Source organism: Agrobacterium sp. K11 (genome assembly GCF_059429395.1).
Genome location: NZ_JCAHRB010000002.1, coordinates 647,778 through 671,772, shown reverse-complemented (window position 1 = coordinate 671,772; position 23,995 = coordinate 647,778). Strand labels below are relative to the sequence as shown.

16 protein-coding genes are annotated in these 23,995 nt (G+C 56.3%); 13 read left to right on the top strand and 3 right to left on the bottom strand.

Going from position 1 to position 23,995, the window contains the following annotated elements:
* Nucleotides 1-158 precede the first annotated feature (158 nt).
* Complete coding sequence (locus tag AC5SEO_RS04675; RefSeq protein ID WP_060642736.1) at nucleotides 159-1,670, top strand: oligosaccharide flippase family protein; 1,512 nt, start codon at nucleotides 159-161, stop codon at nucleotides 1,668-1,670.
* On the top strand, nucleotides 1,667-2,626 hold the full coding sequence (locus AC5SEO_RS04670) for a glycosyltransferase family A protein (protein ID WP_060642735.1): 960 nt from the start codon (nucleotides 1,667-1,669) through the stop codon (nucleotides 2,624-2,626). The genes AC5SEO_RS04675 and AC5SEO_RS04670 overlap by 4 nt, the downstream gene beginning before the upstream one ends.
* Nucleotides 2,627-2,659: 33 nt before the next feature.
* Here the strand turns inward: AC5SEO_RS04670 and AC5SEO_RS04665 are convergent, their stop codons facing one another.
* Complete coding sequence (locus tag AC5SEO_RS04665) at nucleotides 2,660-6,943, bottom strand: CheR family methyltransferase (protein ID WP_041694613.1); 4,284 nt, start codon at nucleotides 6,941-6,943, stop codon at nucleotides 2,660-2,662.
* Nucleotides 6,944-7,737: 794 nt separating this feature from the next.
* Between AC5SEO_RS04665 and AC5SEO_RS04660 the strand changes: the two genes are divergently transcribed.
* The 4 genes from AC5SEO_RS04660 to AC5SEO_RS04645 all read left to right on the top strand — a co-directional run bounded on the left by AC5SEO_RS04660 (nucleotide 7,738) and on the right by AC5SEO_RS04645 (nucleotide 12,629).
* Nucleotides 7,738-8,466, top strand: a complete 729-nt coding sequence (locus tag AC5SEO_RS04660; RefSeq protein WP_003517620.1) for a LuxR C-terminal-related transcriptional regulator — start codon at nucleotides 7,738-7,740, stop codon at nucleotides 8,464-8,466.
* Nucleotides 8,467-8,680: 214 nt separating this feature from the next.
* A complete protein-coding gene (locus AC5SEO_RS04655; RefSeq protein ID WP_013761290.1) occupies nucleotides 8,681-10,084 on the top strand; it encodes a glutamate-1-semialdehyde 2,1-aminomutase in 1,404 nt (467 codons plus the stop codon).
* A 117-nt stretch (nucleotides 10,085-10,201) separates the two neighbouring features.
* Nucleotides 10,202-11,272 (top strand): NAD-dependent epimerase/dehydratase family protein, encoded by a 1,071-nt coding sequence (locus tag AC5SEO_RS04650; protein WP_112153382.1) that lies wholly within the window; start codon nucleotides 10,202-10,204, stop codon nucleotides 11,270-11,272.
* A 13-nt stretch (nucleotides 11,273-11,285) separates the two neighbouring features.
* Nucleotides 11,286-12,629: a DUF4910 domain-containing protein gene (locus tag AC5SEO_RS04645; RefSeq protein ID WP_080850104.1), complete on the top strand. Its 1,344-nt coding sequence runs from the start codon at nucleotides 11,286-11,288 to the stop codon at nucleotides 12,627-12,629.
* A gap of 4 nt (nucleotides 12,630-12,633) precedes the next feature.
* Here AC5SEO_RS04645 and rfbC read toward each other — a convergent pair whose 3' ends face one another.
* Nucleotides 12,634-13,161, bottom strand: a complete 528-nt coding sequence (gene rfbC / locus AC5SEO_RS04640) for a dTDP-4-dehydrorhamnose 3,5-epimerase (RefSeq protein ID WP_019566369.1) — start codon at nucleotides 13,159-13,161, stop codon at nucleotides 12,634-12,636.
* A gap of 307 nt (nucleotides 13,162-13,468) precedes the next feature.
* Here rfbC and AC5SEO_RS04635 point away from each other — a divergent pair, with 307 nt between their 5' ends.
* From AC5SEO_RS04635 to AC5SEO_RS04605, 7 genes are all read left to right on the top strand, one after another.
* Nucleotides 13,469-14,761 (top strand): class I SAM-dependent methyltransferase, encoded by a 1,293-nt coding sequence (locus AC5SEO_RS04635; protein ID WP_013761294.1) that lies wholly within the window; start codon nucleotides 13,469-13,471, stop codon nucleotides 14,759-14,761.
* Nucleotides 14,758-15,570 (top strand): glucose-1-phosphate cytidylyltransferase, encoded by an 813-nt coding sequence (locus AC5SEO_RS04630; RefSeq protein WP_013761295.1) that lies wholly within the window; start codon nucleotides 14,758-14,760, stop codon nucleotides 15,568-15,570. The genes AC5SEO_RS04635 and AC5SEO_RS04630 overlap by 4 nt, the downstream gene beginning before the upstream one ends.
* Complete coding sequence (locus AC5SEO_RS04625; protein WP_025596041.1) at nucleotides 15,567-16,220, top strand: PIG-L deacetylase family protein; 654 nt, start codon at nucleotides 15,567-15,569, stop codon at nucleotides 16,218-16,220. Before AC5SEO_RS04630 ends, AC5SEO_RS04625 begins: the two co-directional genes overlap by 4 nt.
* A gap of 89 nt (nucleotides 16,221-16,309) precedes the next feature.
* On the top strand, nucleotides 16,310-17,020 hold the full coding sequence (locus AC5SEO_RS04620) for a response regulator transcription factor (protein ID WP_013761297.1): 711 nt from the start codon (nucleotides 16,310-16,312) through the stop codon (nucleotides 17,018-17,020).
* A 56-nt stretch (nucleotides 17,021-17,076) separates the two neighbouring features.
* Nucleotides 17,077-19,239 (top strand): polysaccharide biosynthesis tyrosine autokinase, encoded by a 2,163-nt coding sequence (locus AC5SEO_RS04615; protein ID WP_111789532.1) that lies wholly within the window; start codon nucleotides 17,077-17,079, stop codon nucleotides 19,237-19,239.
* Between the two features lie 3 nt (nucleotides 19,240-19,242).
* A complete protein-coding gene (locus AC5SEO_RS04610; protein WP_111789533.1) occupies nucleotides 19,243-20,502 on the top strand; it encodes a polysaccharide biosynthesis/export family protein in 1,260 nt (419 codons plus the stop codon).
* A gap of 224 nt (nucleotides 20,503-20,726) precedes the next feature.
* The gene (locus AC5SEO_RS04605) at nucleotides 20,727-21,023 is read left to right on the top strand and encodes a hypothetical protein (protein WP_060642727.1); all 297 of its coding nucleotides are present in this window, start codon (nucleotides 20,727-20,729) and stop codon (nucleotides 21,021-21,023) included.
* 540 nt (nucleotides 21,024-21,563) lie between these two features.
* On the opposite strand, the gene AC5SEO_RS04600 is transcribed toward AC5SEO_RS04605, so the two are convergent.
* Nucleotides 21,564-23,870, bottom strand: coding sequence for a glycoside hydrolase family 28 protein (locus AC5SEO_RS04600; protein ID WP_111789534.1), 2,307 nt, complete (start codon nucleotides 23,868-23,870; stop codon nucleotides 21,564-21,566).
* Nucleotides 23,871-23,995: the final 125 nt, after the last annotated feature.

Sequence of the window (23,995 nt, the reverse complement as noted above, 5' to 3'; positions counted from 1 at the left end):
TAGTCCGCACAATGTCGCACGCCCTTCAACGGACATTCTCCAAACGGCCTACACCTACGGATCCGGCTGCCATCCCAACGGTCAGATTTCCAAGATCCAAGTCCCCACTCTAGATTTGACGCTACCGTCGATTATCGGCGACGCTGTCGGAGCCCTCGATGCACAAAGTCCGCCGCGCCTTTTTCATGGCCATGCTGGAACAGCACCTCGGAATTGCGATCAATCTCGCTCTGATCGCGATCGTATCGAGACTATTGTCGCCGGCGGAAGTTGGCTTTGCCGTCATCGGCTACGGGGTGACATCGGTGATATTCGCCTTTCGCGAATTCGTTTCGTCCGATTTTCTCATTCAGCTCGATGTCGTTGAACGCGATGACATCAACACGTCGCTTACACTCTTGCTCCTCGTCAGCGGCATTCTCGGGATCGTTCTCTATCTATGCGGACCCTATCTGGCGATTTTCTACCACCAGCCCGGTCTCCAGCATTATCTTATCCTCGCAATTGCCGCCGTCATGGCCGAAAGCCTGGGCATGCCGGCATTTTCCATGCTGCGTCGCCGGCTGGCATTCGGCACCATCGCACGCGTCCGAACCATCGGCCTCGTGGCTATGGCTACCGTGACGATCTTCGCTGCCAGCAATGGATGGGGCTTCGTCAGCTTCGCGCTCGGCCTGCTCGTCGGCAACAGCGTTGCCAGCGCCCTTGCAGCCTATGCCGATCCGGCCCAGCGTACAGCACGCCTTTCGCTCAAGTCGTGGCGCCGTATGGCCGAATTCGGCCGTTACAGGGGCGCTGCAACCATCGTTGACAAATTATACGAGTCCCTGCCGCAACTGGTGCTCGGCTTTGCCATGACACCGACAGCGGTCGCGATCTACAATCGCGCCAATACCGTTTGCTCCATTCCCGATCGCATTTTCCTCTCGGCAATCTTTTCCTTCGCCTTCCCGGCGCTCGCCGCCGAAGTTCGCGAAGGTGGAGACGTCCGCAGGTCCTACCTGCGCGCCCTCAGTTACATCACCGTGCTGTATTGGCCGTCGCTGATCATGGTGGCCATTCTCGCCGATCCCATCGTGCGCCTTGCACTTGGAGACCAGTGGCTCGCCGCCGTACCGATCACCCGGATTCTCGCGCTTGCGTCGATCTTCTGGTTTCCCATGGTTTTGACAACGCCGCTGCTGATCGCTCTCAACGCCAACCGGGAGGCTTTTCTGGGCAATTTCGTCTGCCGCAGCGTCTCGGCAATTGTGCTCTGCTCTGCCAGCTTCTTCGGCCTCACCGCGGTAGCGCTGAGCCAGTTCGTCACGCTGCCCTTCCAGATGCTCGTCGCCTTCTATCTCGTCAGACGCCATGCGCACTTCAAATTACCCGAACTGTTCGCAGCCATCGGCCCGAGTGCCGCCGTGACCCTTGCCGCGATTGTGGGGCCGCTCGCCATATCTGCCTGGACGGGATTCCGCTTCGATTACTCCCTCGCCCAGGCTGGCGGCGCCGTCCTCCTTTCGGTGACAGGCTGGGCCGTTTGCCTGTTTCTTCTGCGTCATCCACTCGTCAGCGAAATACGTTCGACGCTCGATGCTTTTGCCGGGCGTCTGCGCAGGGTCGGAAAACCTCCTGCGTCGGCTTCCATTCCCGACACCGTCGTTCCCGCAGCGGTGGAACCATGAGCAGCATCGATATCGTCATCCCCAACTACAATTACGGTCGCTTTCTGGAGGGATGCGTAGAAAGCGTCCTTGGCCAGAACATCCCGGACATGCGTATCCTCATCATAGACAACGCCTCCACAGACGACAGTGTCGCGATCGCCCGGTCTCTCGCGGCAGCAAATCCCCGTATCGAAACGAGCCTGCGCCCAAGGAACCTCGGCGGTCACGCGTCTTTCAACGAAGGCATCGATTGGGCTCGGGCGGACTATTTCGCCATCATCTGCGCCGACGATGTCCTGTCGCCTGGAGCACTCACGCGCGCAATGGAGGCGCTCGACAACCACCCCGGCGCGAATATGGTGTTCGGCCGCACCGCCTTCTTCCGTGACGATGCCGATATACCATCAGGATTTCGCAGCGATGCCGATGGCATGCACCTTCATCGCGGCATGGACTTCATCGTCAGAATCTGCGTGACGGGACGCAGCCCGGTGCCGGGCCCACTCGCCGTTACCAGGACGCACATTCAACAACATGCCGGTCATTATCGGCCAGCACTGCGCCATACCGACGATGTCGAGATGTGGATGCGGCTCGCGGTACTGGGCGATATCGTCGAACTTGATGCCGTGCAGAATTTCACCCGTATCCACGGTGCGAACCAATCCGCCATCCTTGATAACGTGCTTGCCTGGAATACCGAAATCGAAGCCGCGCTCGAAAGCTTCTTTGGCAATGAAGGGGCTTTGCTTGCCGATGCCCAAACACTGCTAAGGCGCGGTCGCGCGAGCCTGAGCGACCGCGCCTATTGGTGCGCGCTTTCCAATCTGGTCCGGCGCCGGCCCGGCGCGGGTGCCCTTCTCGCACAGGCTTTCCGCCTGAGACCCGCTTCAGCATTTCTGCCACCGGTGAGTTATCTTGTGCGCCGACCTGATGCATTACATCGCATTCGCGCAGCGATCGCCCGCCGATAGCGATAGACCGGCCAAATTTTCGATGATGACGGCCTATTCTTCGGCATTCAGGACAAGCCGCAACAGCGCCGGCAACGAAGCGGATTTCGTTCGGCGCATGATTGATGCGCGATGGTTCTCGACAGTGCGCTGACTAAGCTTCAAATCAGCTGCAATAACCTTGTTGGCCTGCCCCTGAACAATCCGGTCAAGGATCTGGCGTTGCTTGCGAGTAAGCGTTGCCAGCGTGGCACGAGCCGTTTCACGCCGCTCTTCGCGCTCGTTTGCATCACGCGATCGCTCGAGGGCCGATTGCACGCTCCGATATATCTCCTGGTAAGAAAACGGCTTCTCGATGAAATCGGCCGCTCCATATCGCATCGCATTGATTGCCATACGGACATCGCTACGACCCGTGATCACAATCACCGGAAACCGATGATGTTTTTCTTTCAGTAAACGCAGCAACTCCATGCCGACCATGCCCGGCAGATACGCATCGACAAGCAGACAACCTGATCTGTCCGGCTGGTAATCTGCAAGATACTCTTCTGCCGATACATAGGTTGCAACCGTCCAGCCTTCTCCTTCGAAAAGAGCGCGCAAATTGTCCCTGATGTCCTGCTGGTCGTCGATGACTTCGATGAGCCGACCCGTCATCGGCCTCATGTATTCGGGTTCGCTTATGTGCACTACCCTCTCGTCGGTTTGGCGAACAACCAGGGTCTCGACGACCTGCACGACGTCCTTGAGTTTCGCCGGCTTGTGCAGATACGGAATTTCGTGCTGTGCAAAAGCCCTCAGGGCCTTGCTTGAAATATCGCCTGTGAGAATGAGCGCCGGAACATTTCGGCGGAGTGCTTGCCGGATATCTCCTATCGCAGCTATGCCATTCCCCCCGGTAGGGAGATTGTAGTCTGCGAGAATGACGTCGGGCGTGAACTGCAATCCTCGAACAATCGCGAGCGCCTCGGCAGCCGTAGAGGTCGCAGCCACCACATATCCAGTCTGCTCAAGTCCCATCTTGAGCAAATCACGCATGCCGTTTTCGTCTTCGACGATCAGAACCGACGCCCGCGACAGGGTAGCCGCTTGGTTCGAATGGTCATCCACTGGCGCAGGAAGTGGTACAAGCGGCTCACCGGCCGGTGCGTGATCGATCTCGATCATGAATGCCGAACCTTTATGCAGTCGTGACTGCACCACTACCCTTAGTTCGAGAAGCTCGCTGAGCCGCTTGACGATCGACAATCCCAGCCCCAAACCACGGTCTTCCGTTCCAGCAGGCGCATCGAGCTGGAGGTATTCCTGAAAAACATCCTCGATATGGTTTTCGGGAATGCCGATGCCAGTGTCCCACACTTCGAAACGAACCTTCGTACCGCGCCGGCGACAACCGACCAGAATTTTGCCGCTCGTCGTATATTTCAGCGCATTGGACAGAAGGTTGCGGACGATCTGCTCGAACAGACGCGGATCGGTGCGAACGGCGAGGCTGGACGGCACGACATGGAGTTGCAGCCCGGCGGCCTGAGCGGGATAGTAAAATTCCTTGAAGAGCCTTCCCAGAAGATCGCCTATTGCAAAGCTCACGATCTGAGGTTCCACCATACCCGCTTCGATCTGGTTGATGTCGAGAACGGAGTTGAGTATTCCCAACATCGAGGACAGCGTCTCCTCCATCCTCTGAACGAAGGTGCGCGCCTGGCCTTCGCCCACGCTCTTTTCCAAAAGCCCCTGCAACAGCTTCAAGGTTTGCAGCGGCTGACGCAGATCGTGGCTTGCCGCAGACAGGAACTGCGACTTTGCCTCAGTCGCCCGCTCGGCGGATTTCTTTGCAGCCTCCCTGCTTTCCGCAACCTGTTTCTGGGCGCTCATATCGATGAATGTGATAACGACCCCGTCGACGGTTTCGCTCTCTCCGCGATAGGGTTTGACGCGGCGGACATACCAGCGGCCGTCAGGTCCTCCTATCTCCCTGTCGATTGTATTGCCGTCCTGGAGGGTCGCCATCGCATCGACTTGAAGCGTAATGTCGCCGTCAAAGCCGCTAAGGTCCGAGAGGGGGCGGCCGACATCGGACGATATAATCTTGAATACTGACCGGGTGGCTGGTGTAAAAAACCTTATACGAAGACTGGCATCCAGAAAGAGCGTCGGGACATCGGTGCTGTACAAGACGTTTTGCAGATCGTTGGAAACTGCACGCTGACGCTCCAGTGCTTCGTGCAATTGATTGTTGAGGGCTGTCAGCTCTTCATTGAGGGATTGCAGCTCCTCTTTCGAAGTAACGAGTTCCTCATTCGTCGACTGATACTCTTCATTCAGAGACAGTGCTTCGGCGGTGATCTGCTTCTGTTCTTCGCTGGCAATTTCCAGATTGCGTATGGCGCCCTGCAATTCCGCCCGTGTCTCCTCCAGTTCGAATTCCAGCTCGGTAATGGGCGACGCATCTGTCGTCGATGATTTCTGCGATCGGACAACCCTGTTGGCCTGCGCAGCATCTTCCACGAAACATATGAGGAACAGCTCTTCACCCTGACTGAACAGCGGTTCGACGTGAATGCTGAACTCGATATGCGCGCCGTTGCTGTCGAGTTTTGCATTCTTGGCTACGAATGGCTTCTGATCCCGGGTCGCACGATGGATCGCAGACCTGATCTTATTATGGATCGCCTTCGGTGTCATGGCGAACAGATCATGCGATGCCGGGCCTGAAGCGATCCGCAGGAACCTTGCTGTCGGGCCTATGGAGTAAAGATATTCATACTTTCGATTGACGAGGATCGCGGCGGGCACGTAGCTACCCAGCAGAACCTGGGCAACCGCGTCGGCAAGCGCACTGTGCCTCGACGCTGAAGTCACCTTTCCCAGCGAAGAGGGAATTCTGACATTTCCACCCGGAGCCACGCCGAAATTAAGATCACCGAAAACCGGCGGCCCGATACGCCGATATACCCGTTCGGTTTCCGAAATCAGCTTGAAACGGTCATCCATTCCGCCAACGGTTTCGGATTTTCCGACCAGTAAAATGCCGTTCTCCCGCAAGGCGAACCTGAAAAGCGATAAAACTTTGGCCTGGGCGTCTGCCTCAAGGTAAATCAGCAGGTTGCGGCATGAGATCAGATCGATCCTTGAGAAGGGTGGGTCGCTCAGGACATTCTGCACGGTGAATACCACCGCCCCACGCAGTTGCGTCGTCACGGTGTATCCGTTGTCATCCCTTACGAAATATTTTTCCAGCAAGTCCGTCGGCAGCGATTTGGTCGCCTCATGTGAGTAGTGTCCGTCTCTGGCAATTGCGACCGCCTCGCCATCGGCGTCCGAGGCAAACATCTGAAACTGGAGACGAAGGCCCATGGACTGAATGAGCTCGAGGAAGAGAATAGCCAGAGAATATGCTTCTTCCCCCGTGCTGCATCCAGCGACCCAGACCCGCACTGCTCCGTGAGCCGCTTTTGCGTGGAGAATATCCGGAATAATGGTGTCGCGTAGAAAGTCGAACACCTTCCCGTCGCGGAAGAAGCTGGTGACGTTGATCAGAAGATCCCTGACGAGATTTTGCCGCTCTTCTTCGCTGTTTTCGAGCATCTCAAGATATCGGTCAATCTCCTCGATCTCGATACCGAGAACCGCAATGCGTTTTTCGACACGGCGCTGCATCGTTCCATGTTTATAGGCCGAAAAATCATTCGCTGTGGAAACCCTCAATATCTCGATAATCCGGCCCAGCTGGGGCATTCGGCGCACCATCGAGTGATCGGCTCGAAGCCGCGACAACAGCGCAATATGTTTGGCGATGGCCGCAGGCATCTTTTCGACCGGTAAAACCGTAGCGCCAATGCCCAGCGAAATAACACTTTCGGGCATGCCGCCAAACTGTGCGTCTTGAGGCTCCTGGACTAGAACAAGTCCCTTGAAATCCCTGATCTGCTGGACGCCGGATGAGCCATCTGACCCCGTGCCGGACAGGACAGCTGCTATCGCCCACGGCCCGAATTCTTTGGCCATAGAACCCAAGAGAAAATCAAACGGCAGAGGTGCCTCATGCAGTTCACGCCGGGGCGACAGATATATCCTTCCTTCGTCAACCGACATCAGGAATTTTGGTGGAATGACGTAGACGTGCTCGGGCTCTATCAATGCAAGATTGACAGCCTCGGTCACGACCATATTCGTTTCGCTCGCCAGAAGTTCTGCGAGCATGCTTTCATGCGACCGGTCAAGATGCTGAACGAGAAGAAACGCACAGCCGGTTTTTTCAGGCAACGCCTTGAGCAGGGATCTGAACGCATTCAGTCCACCCGATGAAGCTCCGACGCCGACAATCGGGAACATCCTAACGGGACTTGCTTCCTGTGACCCGGACATCGGACCGGTGTCTACCTCGAAAGTAGAGGGAACCTTGTTACTATCCGCGCCGCGTTCCGTCATATTCACTCTCGTTAAAATTGACGCGCATTCCAAACAGAAATCGACCCTTACGAAGCGTCAGGGGGTGGAGGGTCAACGAAGTCTTGAAAACGGCCAACACGGCCTTGAGATCATTCGTCAGTGATAAATATTCACCACGCCCCGTTATATACGGGGTACAGTGTGTCGAATTGTCTTGAGGCGCAATTTGAAAATGCGATTAACACGCATAGGTTGCCGACATCAAAAACAAGAGCAACAAAGGTTGATGATAAATCAATCCAGCAAATATTATAATTCATCCAATATAATTAGACGCGGCCCGCGAAGAATGACGTTGGTGTGATCGAAATTCCATTTCACCGGTTCTCGTGCGCCTGCTGGCATTTTTACGTCATGCCAGATTGAACACCGTCTCGAAATCTCAATCAAAAGTGAGTAATTTCCGAGCCTTTTCCAGTTGAGATACTCCATTGTAGGATGCCGGAGTAGAAATTCGGGTAGTGCCACGTCTATTGCTTTCTGGCCGACATTAAATTCCGAAAAATCCAGACCGCAATTCAGATCATCTCTTCCGAAGTTCCAGATTGATGACGACGTTCCGGGTTGAATTACCTCCGACGTCCGTTGTGCCGGCTCGTAGAAAGAAACTCTTCGGTTGCGTCTCTGCCAAGCCAGGCAGGTTCGCAAAGCAATCTTTAGCGCGGATAGGACATAACATGCTGACATCAGTTCCTAACAACGGACATAGCCAATTCTCATCAAATTTCCATGTGGTTGCGCATTCGAAACCTATGGAAACTTCGGTTAGAAAGCTGGCGATCATCGACGACCGCGCGCTCGACCGTGAGTGTCTGGCTCAGAGCCTGATCGCATACGGCCTTGATATGGAAGTCGAGTTGTTTTCATCACTCGACGACTGGAGACATGCTCCAAACGGCCAGCATAGCGGCATCCTGGTCAATGTCGGTCGCAGCGATTTTTGCGATGACGTTTCCCTTCACGAGTTGCGGGAATTCATCGCCGATTTCCCTTATCTGCCAGTCGTCATTCTTGCGGAAAACCGCGATCTGCGTCAGGTCATGAGGGCGTTCGACGCGGGAGTTCGCGGGTACATCTCCTCGTCGATAGGGTTGGCGGTGTGCGTGGGCGCCATCTCACTTGCATTGGCGGGCGGCGCTTTCGTATCAGCTGAAAATCTGAGCGATCTCAGGCAGTTGCTCGTGGTTGCGGAAGACAAGGAACGTCAGCGCACGGCCATGTTCACCCAACGTGAGGTCGATGTCATCAACGCCTTGACGCAAGGCAAGCCAAACAAGATCATAGCCTATGAACTCAATCTTCGTGAAAGCACCGTAAAGGTACATATTCGCAATATCATGAAGAAAGTCGACGCCAAAAACAGAACGGAAGTGATCTTTAAAATATCCGATCTCTTCAAAAACTAGTCATGTGTCGTGCAGTGGACCTGTTGTAAATCCATAATTGCCTGCGGGTGTCGGGCCCCGCAAGATGCAAACGCATCGGAACGATTATGACAAGAAGATTGTACATCTCCTCTAAGCCTTTCGGCTAGCATTCCAAGCATAAAGACGGGGTGACGGCCACCGGGCCGGATACGGTAATCTCTGGTCATTGGACATATGGACCCGGGATTTCGCCATGCAAACTTTCGTCGAAAATTTCGAAAACTCGGATCGACTGCGCCTGCGCTCCCGCAACATCATACCGGGCGGCGCACATACCTATGCAAAGGGTGACGACCAGTACCCTGTCCTGTCTCCCGGCTTCATTGAAAGGGGATATGGCTGTCATGTCTGGGATGTCGATGGAAATGAATATATCGAGTACGGTATGGGCAATAGGGCTGTCGGCCTTGGCCATGCCTATGCCGACGTCGTAGAGGCTGCGCGTGCGGAACTATACCGCGGCTGCAATTTCACGCGCCCCTCAAAGATCGAGGTGGATTGCGCCTCGACCTTCCTTGATACGATCCAGACGGCCGAAATGGTCAAATTCTGCAAGAACGGTTCCGATGCGACATCCGCTGCGATACGACTTGCGCGGGCTGTTACCGGCCGCGACCTGATCGCGCGCTGCAGCGACCACCCCTTTTTCTCCACCGACGACTGGTTCATCGGAACAACGGAGATGAATGCGGGCATTCCTCAGGCGATCCAGAATCTGGTCCTTGGCTTCAGCTATAATGATCTGGCGAGTGCGCGCAGTCTGTTTGACCGTTTTCCAGGCCGCATAGCCGCCTTCATCCTGGAGCCGTCGCGCGGTGATCCGCCTCGGGACCAGTTTCTTCACAAACTCCAGAATCTTTGCCACGAAAACGGCGCGCTTTTCATTCTCGACGAAATGATCACCGGCTTCCGCTGGGATGCGGGTGGCGCGCAGAAGACATACGATATCGCCCCCGATCTATCCTGTTTCGGTAAGGCGCTGGGGAATGGCTTTTCGATTTCCGCACTTGCCGGCAAGCGGGAGTTCATGGAACGAGGCGGTATCGATCAAACCGATGCCCCCCGCGTCTTCCTGCTTTCGACGACGCATGGCGCGGAAACGCATGCGATGGCCGCGGCCATCGCAACCATGAAGGTTTACACGCAGGAACCCGTGGTCCCACATCTGGTCCGACAGGGAAATTCGCTGCGCGCCGCCATCAGCCAGATCGCAATTGCGCACGGGCTCGATTCCTATTTCGGCATCCAGGGCCATTCTGCCTGCCTCAGCTACTTCACGCTGGACCAGACCGGAAAGCCGTCTCAGGCTTTTCGCTCGCTGTTTCTGCAGGAAACCATCCGTCGCGGCCTTCTCGCACCGTCTCTCGTTGTAAGCTACACGCATGAGGACGAGGATATAGCCAAAACGCTTGACGCCATCGATGGAGCGCTCGTCGTCTACCGTAAAGCGCTGGAATACGGCGTCGACAAATTCCTGACAGGACGCCCATCCGATGTCGTCTTCCGGCGTTTCAACGGCAACGCGCAGCATCAGGCCAGCCATGGGTTGGTCATGGCCGACATGCCCGAATTATCGGAAAGCATCCGAAAGCCTTAACCGAGCGGGGCACCTAGACCGTTCGCATTATCGATACAGCCGCTTTGCGCGGTGCATCGATCTAGCCTGAAAAGATACGCTCGTTGCGATCGAAAATAGATTTTGAGGGGAAATTTCATGCACGTTCTAGTCACCGGGCATCGCGGATACATCGGCTCCGTCATGGTACCCATCCTGCGCAAGGCGGGTCACGAAGTACACGGCTACGACACTGAATTCTACCATCGCTGCGCTTATGTTCCAGGCGGACCTTTGCCGCAGGTCCCCGGCGTCTGCAAGGACATCCGCGATATCCAGCCTTCGGATATGGAAGGTTTCGACGCTGTCATTCATCTTGCGGCGCTGTCCAACGATCCGCTGAGCAATCTCAATCCGGAAATTACCTATGAGATCAATTACCGCGGCAGCGTTCGGGCAGCGCGAGCCGCAAAGCAGGCAGGCGTCAAGCGTTTCATCTTCGCCTCGTCGTGCAGCAACTACGGCGCCGCTGGCGAAGGACTGGTCAACGAGACGGCCGAGCTGAAGCCGGTATCGGCCTACGGCACGTCGAAGGTCTTGGCGGAGCGGGAGATTGCAAGCCTTGCGAGCCCCGGCTTCTCACCGGTCTATATGCGTCCGGCAACAGCATATGGCCTTTCGCCCATGCTGCGTTTCGATATCGTCCTCAACAACCTGACCGCTTGGGCGGTGACGGAAGGACTGATCCTCCTGAAATCCGACGGATCGCCATGGCGCCCAATCGTTCACATCGAGGATATTTCGCGCGCCTTTCTGGCTGCGCTCGAAGCGCCCACTGATGCCATACACAATCAGGCTTTCAACGTAGGACAGGATGAGCACAACTATCAGATCCGGGAGATTGCCGAAATCGTCGCTCTCACGGTGCCCGGATGCCGGCTGCAATATGCGAGCGATGCAAGCCCCGATACCCGTTCCTACCGCGTCGATTTTGGCAAGATCGCCCGTGCGCTTCCGGCGTTCAAACCGACATGGACGGCGGCCGCAGGTGCCGAGCAACTCTACCGCGCCTACAAGAGCGCCGGCCTGACAATGGCCGAATTCGAGGGACCGCACTATCAGCGGATCGGCCAACTCCAGAAGCTGATCGGCGACAAGGATATCGACATCAACCTGCGCCGCCCCATGGCCGCGCCGCGCCAGAACGCCGATATTGCGGCATCGGTTTAAACAGGAGGCCCGGATGGGCAAGATGGAGCCTGGTGCAAAGCTGACAGGCGATGCATGGAGAGAGTCAGGTATCGGCCAGACTATTCATGATCTGGCTTCCCGCCTCTTTCCGATCTGTCGCAGCATCACCGGCAAAGGCGTGCGCGACACCATCGATATCCTTAAAGACTATATCGATATCCAGCAGCGCGCCGTCCCAAGCGGGACGCGGGTTTTCGACTGGACGGTGCCCCAGGAATGGAACGTCCGGGACGCCTATGTGAAGACCGCGGCGGGACGCAAGGTGATCGATTTTCAAATGTCGAACCTGCATCTCATGAGCTACAGCATCCCTCAACGTCGCGTGATGCCGCTGGCCGAACTGCAAGCGCATATCTACACCTTGCCGGCACAACCCGATCTCATTCCTTACAAAACAGCCTATTACACGGATGCCTGGGGCTTTTGCATGTCGCACCATGAATTCCTCAAGCTAGAGGAAGGCGACTATGAAGTCGTCATCGACACCGAAAAGGCCTCAGGCAATCTGTATTACGGCGAATATCTGCATATCGGACAAAGCACCAAAGAGGTGCTTCTCTTCGCGCATATCTGTCACCCGTCGCTCGCAAACGACAATTGTTCCGGCCTGGCATTGCTGACGTGTCTTGCTGCAGGCCTGAAAAGCAGGTCCACATATTACAGCTACAGGTTCGTCTTCGCACCCGGAACGATCGGCTCCCTGTCATGGCTTGCGCAGAACGGAGACGGGATATCGAACATTGCGCATGGTCTTGTGGTTTCGTGCATTGGTGACGGGGGTGGGCCGAACTACAAGCGCAGCCGCAGGGGAGATGCACTGATCGACCGGATCGCCGCCTGCACCCGCTGTGGAGAGGATCGTAAACATCTGGCAATCGCCGACTTCATTCCCTACGGCTATGACGAGCGCCAATTCTGTTCGCCGGGCTTCAACCTGCCGGTCGGACTGCTGCAAAGAAGCGCTTTCGGAACCTTTCCGGAATACCACACCTCGGCCGACAATCTCGACTTCATCCGGCCCAAACATCTCGACTCATCCTTTTGGATGATCATGGACATGGTCGATGCTCTCGAAGACAACTGGGCGCCGTTGAACCTTCGGCCCAAGGGTGAGCCACAGCTGGGGAAATACGGGCTTTTTCCTGCGATAGGCGGCCATAAGACGAATGACGACCGTACCATGGCCTATCTATGGATACTCAACCTCGCCGATGGAACCAACTCGCTACTGGATATCGCCGAAAGGTCCAAAATGCCGTTTGTCGATATTGCGAGCGCTGCCAGCAGGCTGCTCGAGGCGGGCCTTGTCTCGAACCTCGGTTTCCTGACGCGCTAAACCTTCATTGCAAAGCGGGCCAACCGAGGTCCTTTTCCGATATGACAGAGGGCGGCGCGGGCCATTCTACACCTATCGCGGGCTCGTCATAACGGATCCCTGCCGCACTCGCCTCGGCATAGGGCACCGAAATCAAATAGGAAACAGCAACGTCGTCGCTGAGCGACTGGAAGCCGTGTGCAAAACCCTCGGGAATGTAGAACTGCGCGCCATTGTCTGCCGACAACACCGTACCAACCCATTGTAGATAGGTCGGCGAGCCGCGGCGCAGATCGACGGCGACATCCCAGATCGATCCTTTGACGCAAGAAACCAGCTTTGTCTCCTGATGCGGCGGTCTCTGGAAATGCAGCCCTCGAACGGTGTGTTTCAGCTTTGATAGAGAAAGGCTGTGCTGACTGAAGTCCGATACCAGCGCGTTGCTCTCAAATTCGCGCTTGCAGAACGTCCTGGCAAAAGAGCCGCGACTGTCCCGCACAGGCACCGTATTGACGACCCAGAGCCCCTCGATTTTCGTCTTCTCAAACAGCATTCGGCGCTCCTGATGCAATCCCGTATTCAAGAAGAATTCTCCGCCATTCCAGCGGCTCCGGAATACACCCATATGCAGCACCATACCTTGAAGGCGGGCTGGCAAATAAGTCACCCTTTCGGTTGCGGAAACCAGCCGCTGGAAGCGAATTTTAGCGGATTCCCAGATAACCCTACGGCTTATGGATGACGTTTTCGAGCCGAATGCAGTATCGTCACCCACCCCAATCCATAGTATTTTTTCCAGTTAATAAAAGAATTTTCTGAAATTCACTCGAAGACAATGCGATGAAATCAGGGGGCGTCAGATGAATAATGAGGCAGTTTTTTCTGCAAGACTGAGCTCGACGCATCACGTCGGGCTTTGCCGTCTTTGCAGCTCGCCATTGGTGCATACCTTCGTCGATCTTGGAATGTCTCCGCCCTGCGAAAGCTTCGTCGCAGCTGACGCAGCCAACGACGTCGAGCCGTTTTATCCGCTCCACGCATTCGTTTGCGACGAATGCTTCCTCGTCCAGCTTCAGGAATATGTGGCGCCCGAGAATATTTTCACGGAGTACGCGTATTTCTCCTCGTTCTCGGACAGTTGGGTCGCTCACGCAAAGCGGTACTGCGACATGGTCATCGAGCGCTTCGCGCTTGGCGAATCCAGTTTCGTTGTCGAACTTGCCAGCAACGACGGTTACCTGCTGCAACATTTCCTGACCAGCAACATCCCGATGCTCGGAATTGAACCGGCGGTCAACGTCGCAAAGGTGGCGATCGGCAAAGGTATTCCGACACTGACTGAATTTTTCAATGAGGCTCTAGCAACCGATATGGCGGCCAGAGGCCAAAAAGCCGATCTCATCATCGGCAACAATGTCCTTGCCCAGGTGCCTGATATCAACGATTTCGTCGCCGGTATGAAAGTGCTGCTCAAGCCTGAAGGCGTCATCACCCTTGAGTTCCCGCATATCGAAAAGCTAATCGCGGAAAACCAGTTCGACACCATCTATCACGAGCACTTTTCCTACTTCTCATTGCTGACCATAGAAAAAATGGCCCGCCGTCATGGGCTAAAGGTTTTCGATGTCGAAGAGATCCCCACACATGGCGGTTCGCTGCGGGTCTTTTTCTCGCACGAGGACAGCAAGTTCCCGCGTGAAGCCCGCGTGGATAGCCTCCTGGAACGGGAGCTGAATGCCGGGCTCGACAGAATAGAGACCTATACGGCCTTCTCCGAAGCCGTGCGCCAGACAAAGCGAAACCTCCTGTCTTTCCTCATCCGCCTCAAGGAGATGCGCAAATCGATCTGTGCCTATGGCGCACCGGGAAAGGGCAACACGCTGCTAAATTATTGCGGTATCGGCACCGATTTCATCGATTTTGCAGTCGATCGCAATCCTTACAAACATGGTCGCCTCACGCCGGGAATGCATATTCCGATCCGGCCCGTGAGCGAAATCCAGCGCATGAAGCCGGATTACGTTCTCATTCTCCCCTGGAACCTGAAGAATGAGATCGTTGCACAAATGAACGACATCAGAAACTGGGGCGGGAAATTCGTCGTTCCAATTCCCGACATATCCATCATTGATCCGAAGGAGTTGGTACAATGAAGGTCGTCTTGTTCTGTGGCGGCAGGGGTACTCGCATCAGGGAATATTCCGAAAGCGTCCCGAAACCGCTGATCCCGCTCGGGTCTCAACCGATCATGCGGCATGTCATGCAATATTACGCTCGTTTTGGGCATGAGGACTTCATCCTCTGCCTTGGCTACAAGGCGCACGTCATAAAAGAATTCTTTCTGAACAGCCGGCCGGAAAGCTATGCCGACTGCGTCATATCGAGCCCCGGACGCGTGGAATTGCTCGAGGAGCTACCTAGGGACTGGCGCGTATCCCTGATCGATACGGGGATATGGCGCAATATAGGCGAGCGCCTCTGGGCCGTACGTCATCATCTCAAGGGCGAGAAGATGTTCCTTGCCAATTATAGCGACGGCCTGACCGACGTCGATCTCGACGACATGATTGACCAATTCGAAAAGAGCGACAAGCTCGCCTGTTTTCTGGCTGTCAGACCGCCCCTCACCTACCACCTGGCGGAAATCGACGAGAGCGGAAGGGTCCGGGAATTTCGGTCGTCGGAAACATCCGACATGTGGATAAACGGCGGCTACTTCCTGATGCGACCAGAAATTTTCGACTACATGCGCGAGGGCGAGGAACTCGTGTTGGAACCGTTCTCGAGGTTGATTTCTGAAGATAAATTGATGGCCTACAAACATGAGGGTTTCTGGCGGTCAATGGATACGCTGCGCGACTGGCAGACGTTGGAGGCAATGGTAGAGCGTGGTGACATGCCATGGATTGGAGACGATGCGTCGATGGCACGCAAGTCGTCAAACACGAAGCTGCTGCCATGAAAAACATGTCCCTCGCTTCCGCCGGTGATCGTCTGTCGATCCTTTGTCTCGGAGCTCACTCCGACGACATTGAGATCGGCGTCGGAGGCACGGTACTCAGCCTGCTTTCAAAGGGCGTGTTGCTCGATGTCTATTGGTGCGTCCTCAGTGCCGGTAACGAGCGCGCCCTGGAGGCACGCAGTTCCGCCGAAGCTTTTCTTGAAAAAGCAGCATCCTACTCAATTGAACTGGCATCGTTTCAGGACAGCTACTTTCCCTCGCAGAGCCGCGAGATCAAGTCATGGCTGCTGACATTGCGCGACAAAGTCAGTCCCGACGTCATATTCACGCATAGCCGCGAGGACGCGCATCAGGATCACCGCGAAATCAACAGGCTCACATCTAACATCTTCAGAAATCACCTGATCATGGAATACGAAATCCCGAAATGGGACGGCGATTTCAGCAGGCGAAACGCCTACGTGCCGTTGAGCGAAGACGCGATGAACATGAAGGTCGAGCTTCTCTTGCAGCACTTTGGCACACAGAGATCCAAGGACTGGTTCGACGCCGATACCTTTCGCGGCCTGGCGCGGCTGCGGGGAATGGAATGCCGGGCGCCGACACGTTTTGCGGAAGCCTTTACCGTCAGGAAGCTGACGTTCGCCTGAAGCAGACCCAAAGCTAGTTGGCGATATTAAATCTAGACGTTTGCAGAAGTTCACAAGAAACCAAAAACAATACAGGGGGCATCTTCGTCATGATCCACAATCACATCTCCGAAAACCCGTCGGAAGGCGCATCGCACCCGCAGGCCGCATCAAGTGCGGCCGGCTATATCGGCATCATAGACCGCCGCATGCTGGAGCGGGAATGCCTTGCCCACAGTCTCAACTATCAATATGCCGACAGGCGCATTCTGACCTTCTCCGATCTTGGCGAATGGCGACAGGCACGCGCGGAGATCGGCATGCCTGCGGCAGTTCTGGTCAGTGCCTGGCCCGGTCCGTCCGCAGAGACAAACCGCGATCTTGCAGAGATTGTGGCTGCCGTGTCTCCGGCCGCCGTCGTGGTGCTCTCTGACGATCAGGATATCAATGCCATTCTGGATACGATCGCTCTTGGCGTGCGCGGGTACATATCGAGTTCCGTCAGCATCGACGTCTGCGTCCAGGCGATCAGTCTTGCAATCGCGGGCGGCCGTTTCATACCGGCCAGCAGCGTCATGAACATGAAAAGCCTGTTCGGCATGACGGCACACGCATCCGTTCCTCCGACAAAATTTACAAGCCGTCAATCGGCTATTGCGGAGGCCTTGCGGTGCGGAAAGGCGAACAAGGATATCGCTCTGGAGCTGAACCTTTGTGAAAGCACCATCAAGGTGCATATCCGCAATATCATGAAGAAGCTTGGAGCAACAAACCGCACGGAAGTTGCCTGCAAGATCGGTGACATGGCTTACGGGCGCTGAGCACGCACCATTCACCAACCTCTACCGAACGCGCCGCTTACCTAGCAGGAACCGTCATGATCCAGTCGTCCTCATCTCCGGGTGAGCAGGAAGGTATTTCCCGCTTCATGGCCATCCTGCGGGAGCGGCGCAGAGCCGTCTTCATCTGCTTTCTCGCCAGTTTCATAATCGCGGCAATCGGCTATGCGCGAAGTCCGATAAAGTACAAGGCAGAGGCAACCCTTGCACTCGATGTCCGCAAGCTTCAGGCGCTCCCGACCGAATCCGTGGTCTCGCCGCTGCCGCAGGAAAGCCCGGTGCTTCGAACGGAACTCGATATCATCGGCTCTAGGTCCATGGCCGAACGGGTTCTCGTCATCCTGCAGAAAGATCGGATGCTCGAAGGGCGGCAAACAAAGGTTGACCGCGCGAATACCGACGCGACCGTTCTCGGCAACGACGCCGAGACATCGAAAATGATCGACACCCTCATGACCAATGTTCGCGTGATGAACGATGGCCGGTCGTATACGATTTACATCTCCTATTATGCCGCCGATCCGGCACTGGCCGCGAAAGTCGCCAATGCTTTCGGAGCAGCCTATATCGACTACCAGATCGACCTCCAGACGACGGCAACCCGGCGCGTCAGCGCCTGGCTCGGGGAACGGCTCGTCAGCCTTCGGACGGAACTCGAGGAGTCCGAACGCCAGGCGTCGCAATTTCGCGAAAAATCCGGATTGATCGACACGGGCGGTCTTCCCCTGCAATCGCAGCGTCTTTCAAGCCTGAATGTCGAGCTGACAACGCTCCAGGCCAAGCTGGCGGGATCAAGGGCGCGGCTGGCGACAGCGCTCGCACTTCAGAAAAGCGGCGATGGGCTCGGGATCACCGAAGTTCTGTCCTCGCCGACGATCCAGCTTCTGAGGGCCGAGCAGGCAAGGGTCATCCGCGCCATCGCGCAGATCGATGAAAGCGGCGCCGTCATGAGCCCGGAGCGGCCGCAACTATCCTCCCAGCTCAGTTCACTCAACAAGCAGATCGATGCAGAAATCTCGCAGATCATCGCTGCCTTGCGCAACGAGATCGAGGTCAACGAAAAACAGCGACAAGAGGTGGAAGCAAGCCTCAACGATGTGCAACGGGCGATTTCCACGACCGATATGGCAATGGTTCAATCCGGGCAACTTGACCGGGAAGCGGCAGCAAACCGCTCGATCTACGAGACATATCTGGCCCGCTACAAGCAGACTATCGAACAGGACGGCATCGCGACTGCGGAGGCGCGGATCATATCGAGCGCCATGCCGTCGCGCAAACCGACCAGTCCCGACGAGGGTCTGTGGGGCCTGATTGCGCTTCTGCTCGGGTGCAGCACCGGTTTGGCGGCGGCTTTTGTCCTGAATTTCACCGACCGGTCCGTTGGCTCCATCGCGTCCCTTCAGCAGAAAACCGGACTTAACGTCATCGGGCGCATCCCGCGCATTTCCTTCGGGGAGTTCCAGAACAAGCCGGGCAAATTTAGCAGCGGCGCGGCGGATTTCTACAGCGCGTTTGCCGACCTTCAGACCCACATACAATTGGCGGAGAGCAAGGCCAAGGTGATCGCCTTCACCTCTTCGGCCGATGGCGAAGGCAAGACCTTCGTGATTGCCAACCTTGCCAGATCGCTTGCGATGAGCGGCGTGAAGCTGCTGCTGATCGATGCCAATCTGCGAAATCCGGCTCTCGGGTCGGAATTCGATGTGGGATCGGCCTCGCATGTTGCCCAGGCCGTCAACCGTGAGGTATCGCTGGATGACATCATCCAGTGCGACCAAGCCTCGGGCGTCGATATCATCATCGCCGAGAAAAGCGACCTGCCGCCCAATCTTGTGCTTGGAAGCAAGCGCTTCGCCGCACTGTTTGCCGAGGCGAGACAGCGATACGAACTGGTATTGATCGACGCGCCATCCATTGCCTATGACCTCGACTTGCTGCGGATCGCCACTCTTTCGGACGCCGTCTCCTTCGTCGTTCGGCAGGAGGTCGCCGATGGCACGGGCATGAAAAACGCCGTCCTCAAGCTCAGGGTCGCGGGCCGGCCGATCACGGGCATCATCCTCAACGGCATACGACGCCCGAGAAAGCGTCAGCCGCCGGTCTGGCCGAGGATTTTCCGCGACTGGAACACAATTTTCAAGCTGCGGAAGCGGGTGACCAATCTGCGCCCGCCGGCTGTCGTCCATACTGAGAGGTGAAAAATGCGCTTCGTTAAAAGGTCCAGAGGTCTTTCCCTGACGATCGCAGGTGCGACCTTGCTGTCTCTGGCGGTTTGCCCGCTACCAGCTGTTGCCGATGGCACCAACTACAAGGTCGTCACCGGCGACGTCCTAACGATCTCCGTCTATGGCGATGCGGGCCTGACCGGTCTTTTCCCCGTCAGTGCAGATGGCACGATCGGTTATCCGCTTCTTGGCAACGTCAACGTGGTCGACCAGACGGTGAACGAAATCGGTGCGCGGATCAGCCGCGATCTGGCAAGCCATGTGGCAAACCGCTCCGTTGCCGTCGCGGTCAAGGAATATGCTCCGATCTTCGTTGTCGGTGACGTCCAGAAGCCGGGAAAATATGAATACCGTCCCGGCATGATCGTGCTTGAACTCTTCGCACTCGGCGGGGGATTGCGCGAGTCGAATGCGCAGAGGGATACCTCGGGCATACAGTTGATCGCTGCCCAGCAGGAATATGAAGATATGTCGATGCAACTCCTGTCGCAGGATATCCGGCGCGTCCGGCTGGAAGCGGAACTGAACGACACCGAATTCGAATATAGGGGCGATGAAATCGGACTTGTCCGGGATCGCACCGCGTTGGAGAAGATCGTCTCATCTGAAACAAGTCTGTTTCGCCTTCGCCTCTCGGCGCAGCAGGACGAAAAGACCAATCTCGAGGTCCAACGACAGAACTTCATTCAGGAAATAGACACGCTTCAGAAAAGCAACGTCATGCGCAGCCAGCAACTGGAGTTGCTCGACATGGACGTGAACGCCTCGAAGGAACTTGTCACACGCGGCGCAGCCTCAGAGTCAGCCCTGAGAGAGCGCAAGCGCGAACTGCTATCCATGAACCAGCAGGTGCTGGAATCAACATCGTTCCTGGCGCGCGCGCAACAAAACAAGAGCGAGGTGGAGCGGCGTATTCTGGAGCTGAAGAGCAAAAGGCATAATGACGCCGCGACCGAATTGCGGGAGACCTCCCTGGACATTATGCGTCTGAAGAAAAAGCTGGCCTTCAGCCTTCAATCCATGGCCGAGATCGGCTCGACGGCGCGGCGGGTTTCCAGCCTCGAGGACATGATCCAAACCAAATTCTTCATCGTGCGTCAGGTTGCAGGCACATATAGCGAAATCGCTGCGGACGAGCATACGCAGGTCCGCGCGGGGGACGTCGTCCGTGTCCGCCTGTCGGTATCCGGCAGAGATCCGGTTTCGGCAGCCGTCGTCACAGGAAGCGTCAACTAGAGAGACGAGCGTCTCTGATGCCCTCGTTTGAGCGGCCCTGTAAAGCAGCTACCGCTTTTGGAGAACTATAGCGCCAAGTCGCAATTTGCTATCCTGAATAGTGCACTCCAACAGTCTTGTAGGAACCGCACCGATCAAAAGGGTTTGCCGACGTTCCGATCGGTAGGCTCCTTACTTCCTCCAGAGAACAGAAATAATCGGCACAAGTGTCGGGGGAGACGGAGATGGAATCTGCGATCGTTCCGGTTGGTTATCACATGGTCAGGCAGCGTGCCGTCATCATCATGAACGGCGAAAGAGGGCTGCAGCCCGTCCATGTGACGCAAGATGCCCTGAACGACATTCAGTCCCCACCGCAGTGCGATGCGCAACGTCTGGCGCAATTCGTCGATGTGTTTGCGACGATAGCGACATCCAAAATCGAGAAGGGAATGTTTGCGTTCGATGGACAGATCTGGATCACGGCGACCGACGTCCGGGCCTGGCTCAATATGGCGACGGAAACCGGACCGGCCAAGTGACGTCTCTCAAACTCTAACGCTTTTATCCTTTTGCCGTTACCCAAAGCGCGAAAATTTGGCAGACATCAGATGGATGGATGTGGATTCTACCGCTTATAGCCAGATTGAACAGAAGCGATAAAAGCGGTTTGTAAGAGTTACCCGTCGCCCCCTGATACTTTGGCGGGTCCCTGGTTACCGGGGTTATCTGGTAACTGGGAGGGCTCGCTCGTTCAACCGGGCGAGCCTATTTGCGTTCTGCACATGCCGTCACCAGCGCCGCGCAAATCTTCTTGTGTCGACGGGTTCAGATTGAAATTTGCAGGAATGTCACCCCAGTCAAACGGAACCACAGACCGCTCGCCACTCATAGAGTAACGAACGATCCGTCGGTCCCCTCGCCTGAAATGAAAACCGCCGAGCCTGAATTTCAATGGCCCGTGGTATCGCATGGCCTTGATTTATTGAGCCATATTCGCCACTTTCCGGCAGCTCGTCAATTCACCGCAGATACGTCATTAGAGGTAGTTTGCCGGGATTTTCGCAGGAATGGACTCTGGTTCAATCAGGTGTTGGCCTTGCAGCATTGGAGGACGATTTAACGGTGCCGGCCTTAGGGCCCCCGTTTCCCATTGCAAAGCCGCTCCATGTAGAGCCGACATTTACCCAGCTGTTCTGCGGATGCATCGTCACGAAACCCGCACTTTGAACGGGCCCTGGCGTTCCTCGGGTAAAATGATTGTCGTAGAGCACCGTGTTGATCCGCCTTGAGCGTTCGTCCGGTCCGGCCTTGAAGCTGCCGTCGTGCGTCCACATGAGTTTGTAGGCATCTACGAAGCCGTAGCGGACGTTGGCGAAGGTATTTCCATCAAAGACCGTCCCATTATAGTCGGAGCCGGGATGGTTCCAGGTTTCATATTCGACGCCGATATAGGCGATATCTGTGAACCTGTTCCTGCGATAAATATTCCCCAGACCGCCCCAGATGCCGGCAACCCCGGAATCCGCGAATGTCGTGCCGACATAGAGGCCGCTGTTGCTGCGTGTCACACTGTTGTTGGAATATTGCAGGAAATACGGGCTAAGTCCCCGCGTCGAGTCCAGCGCAACCGTCATCATGCCGTGTCGCATCTGAGAGATGCGGTTGCTGTCGACCACCACGTCGTAGACGTTGCCGTAGAGAAGAACGCCGGTGGAATCGGAATCATGCTCCGCATAGCTTGACCTGCCATCGAACACATTATCGTATATCACGGCTCTCGATGCGGTCGCTGCCAGAGCAAAACGGCTCGTTCGATCCGGCACGACATTCCAGGGTTGCTCGAGCAGAACGACAGAACCGCCCGTCGACGCGATGTGACGGTGCTGCCCGGCACCTCGCCCGCCAACGATGACGAGATCGAAACCGCCCGGCGCGGCATCCCCCAGATCCGACAGGGACTTGAAGGTAACCGAGTTCGAGGAAGCGCGGACGAAATCGTTCTTAAGCTTGCTCCCGACGATCTCGAAGCAGATCTGTTCGCCCTTGTTGCAATCGACCTTGGCGCAGTCGTGGGGCGCGGCGTTTCGCGAGATGTTTTTCTCAAAATAGAGGTTTCGCATGCTCCCGAAATGCGCCTGGGCAACAAAAAAACGTCCGATGCCATGACCGTCGTCGCGGCTTTCATCCGCATTTGTCAGCTCGTTGCCCGTCATGGCGAAATCGCGCCCACCCCATAGCGCGACGACGGATTCGCCGTAACCCGTCATCCGGAATCGGTTGTTGGAGAAAAATACCTGCCGGCTCGCGCCGTAAAAGGATCCGTTCTCGATCAACTCGGACGCATGGACAAAAAGACCTACGGTGTCCTGGGCATCGAACGCCGGCACGCCCCAGGCGTCGATACGTACGGAATCCAGCCGTGTGTTTTTGGCGTTGCGCAAAGCAAGAAGAGGTTTACCCGCAATGTTGCGGTTGGCATTGAGGGTCAGGTTTCCGAACCGGGTGTCGTCGCCATTAACGACAACCATGCTCTGATCAATCCCGTGGTTCAGCCTGATCTCCGTTTTGTTCACCCCTTCCCCGAACCACGCCACATTGGCGGGCGCAATCAAAGGCTTTGTCACGAGATAAATCCCGGCGGGGAAATACAAAACCGATGGCGCCGTTGCGGCCGCGGCGTCGAGCGCGCGCAAAATGGCTGCGGTGTCGTCGGTCATGCCATCGCCCGTTGCACCGAACTCCCTGGCATCGATGCGCTTTTTATCCTGCGCCGCCCATGGCGATTGCGACAGGACCTCAAGCGTCAGCGGACCGCTCCAGCCGAAGCGGCCGCCATGCGTATTGTGAACCCAAACTTCATAGTTACCCGGTGGCAGAGCCGGCACCTCGAAATCGACCTTGAAGGGGTTGACGGAGATTGCCGGAACATACGAGCCGGCAACAGCGACCGGCTTGATATAGAGATAGGATTGGCTGGTCCCGTTGGACCGCGAAAGGTTGCGTCCATAGACCGAGACGATCGCTCCTGGCGCTGCGGCATCGGGCCCGATCCACCAGCTTTCCGTGCGATTGATTGCGAAGCTGCGCCCTTGAACAGTACCCCGCTGGGGCCTGATCAGGTAGGTGGACCATGAAGGAAGCGTGGCTGGCAGCAGCAGCGTCGCCGCCGTCGCGTCAGCCGTCAGCGACACCAACGGCGTCACGACGCCCTCCGCGACACCGGGGTTTTGCGAAAAGACTTCGAAACCCGTTCGTCCATCGAGATCGACACCGGTCATCGAGACAACCTCGCCAGGGCCCGCCGTTCTCGAAATTTCCGCGATTGCCGGACCCTTGCCGCCTACCTCTGTCCATGGCGGATTGAAGGCATCCGCATCATCCGGCAATCGTGGTTCTGGAACAGGTATCGCAAAACCGAACTTCCGTGGATCAGGTTGGCTGCCTTGCTCTTGCCCTCCCAGCATCGCAGGCTGCCCGGCAGACGGGAGACCCGAAAATGCGAGCACAAGGG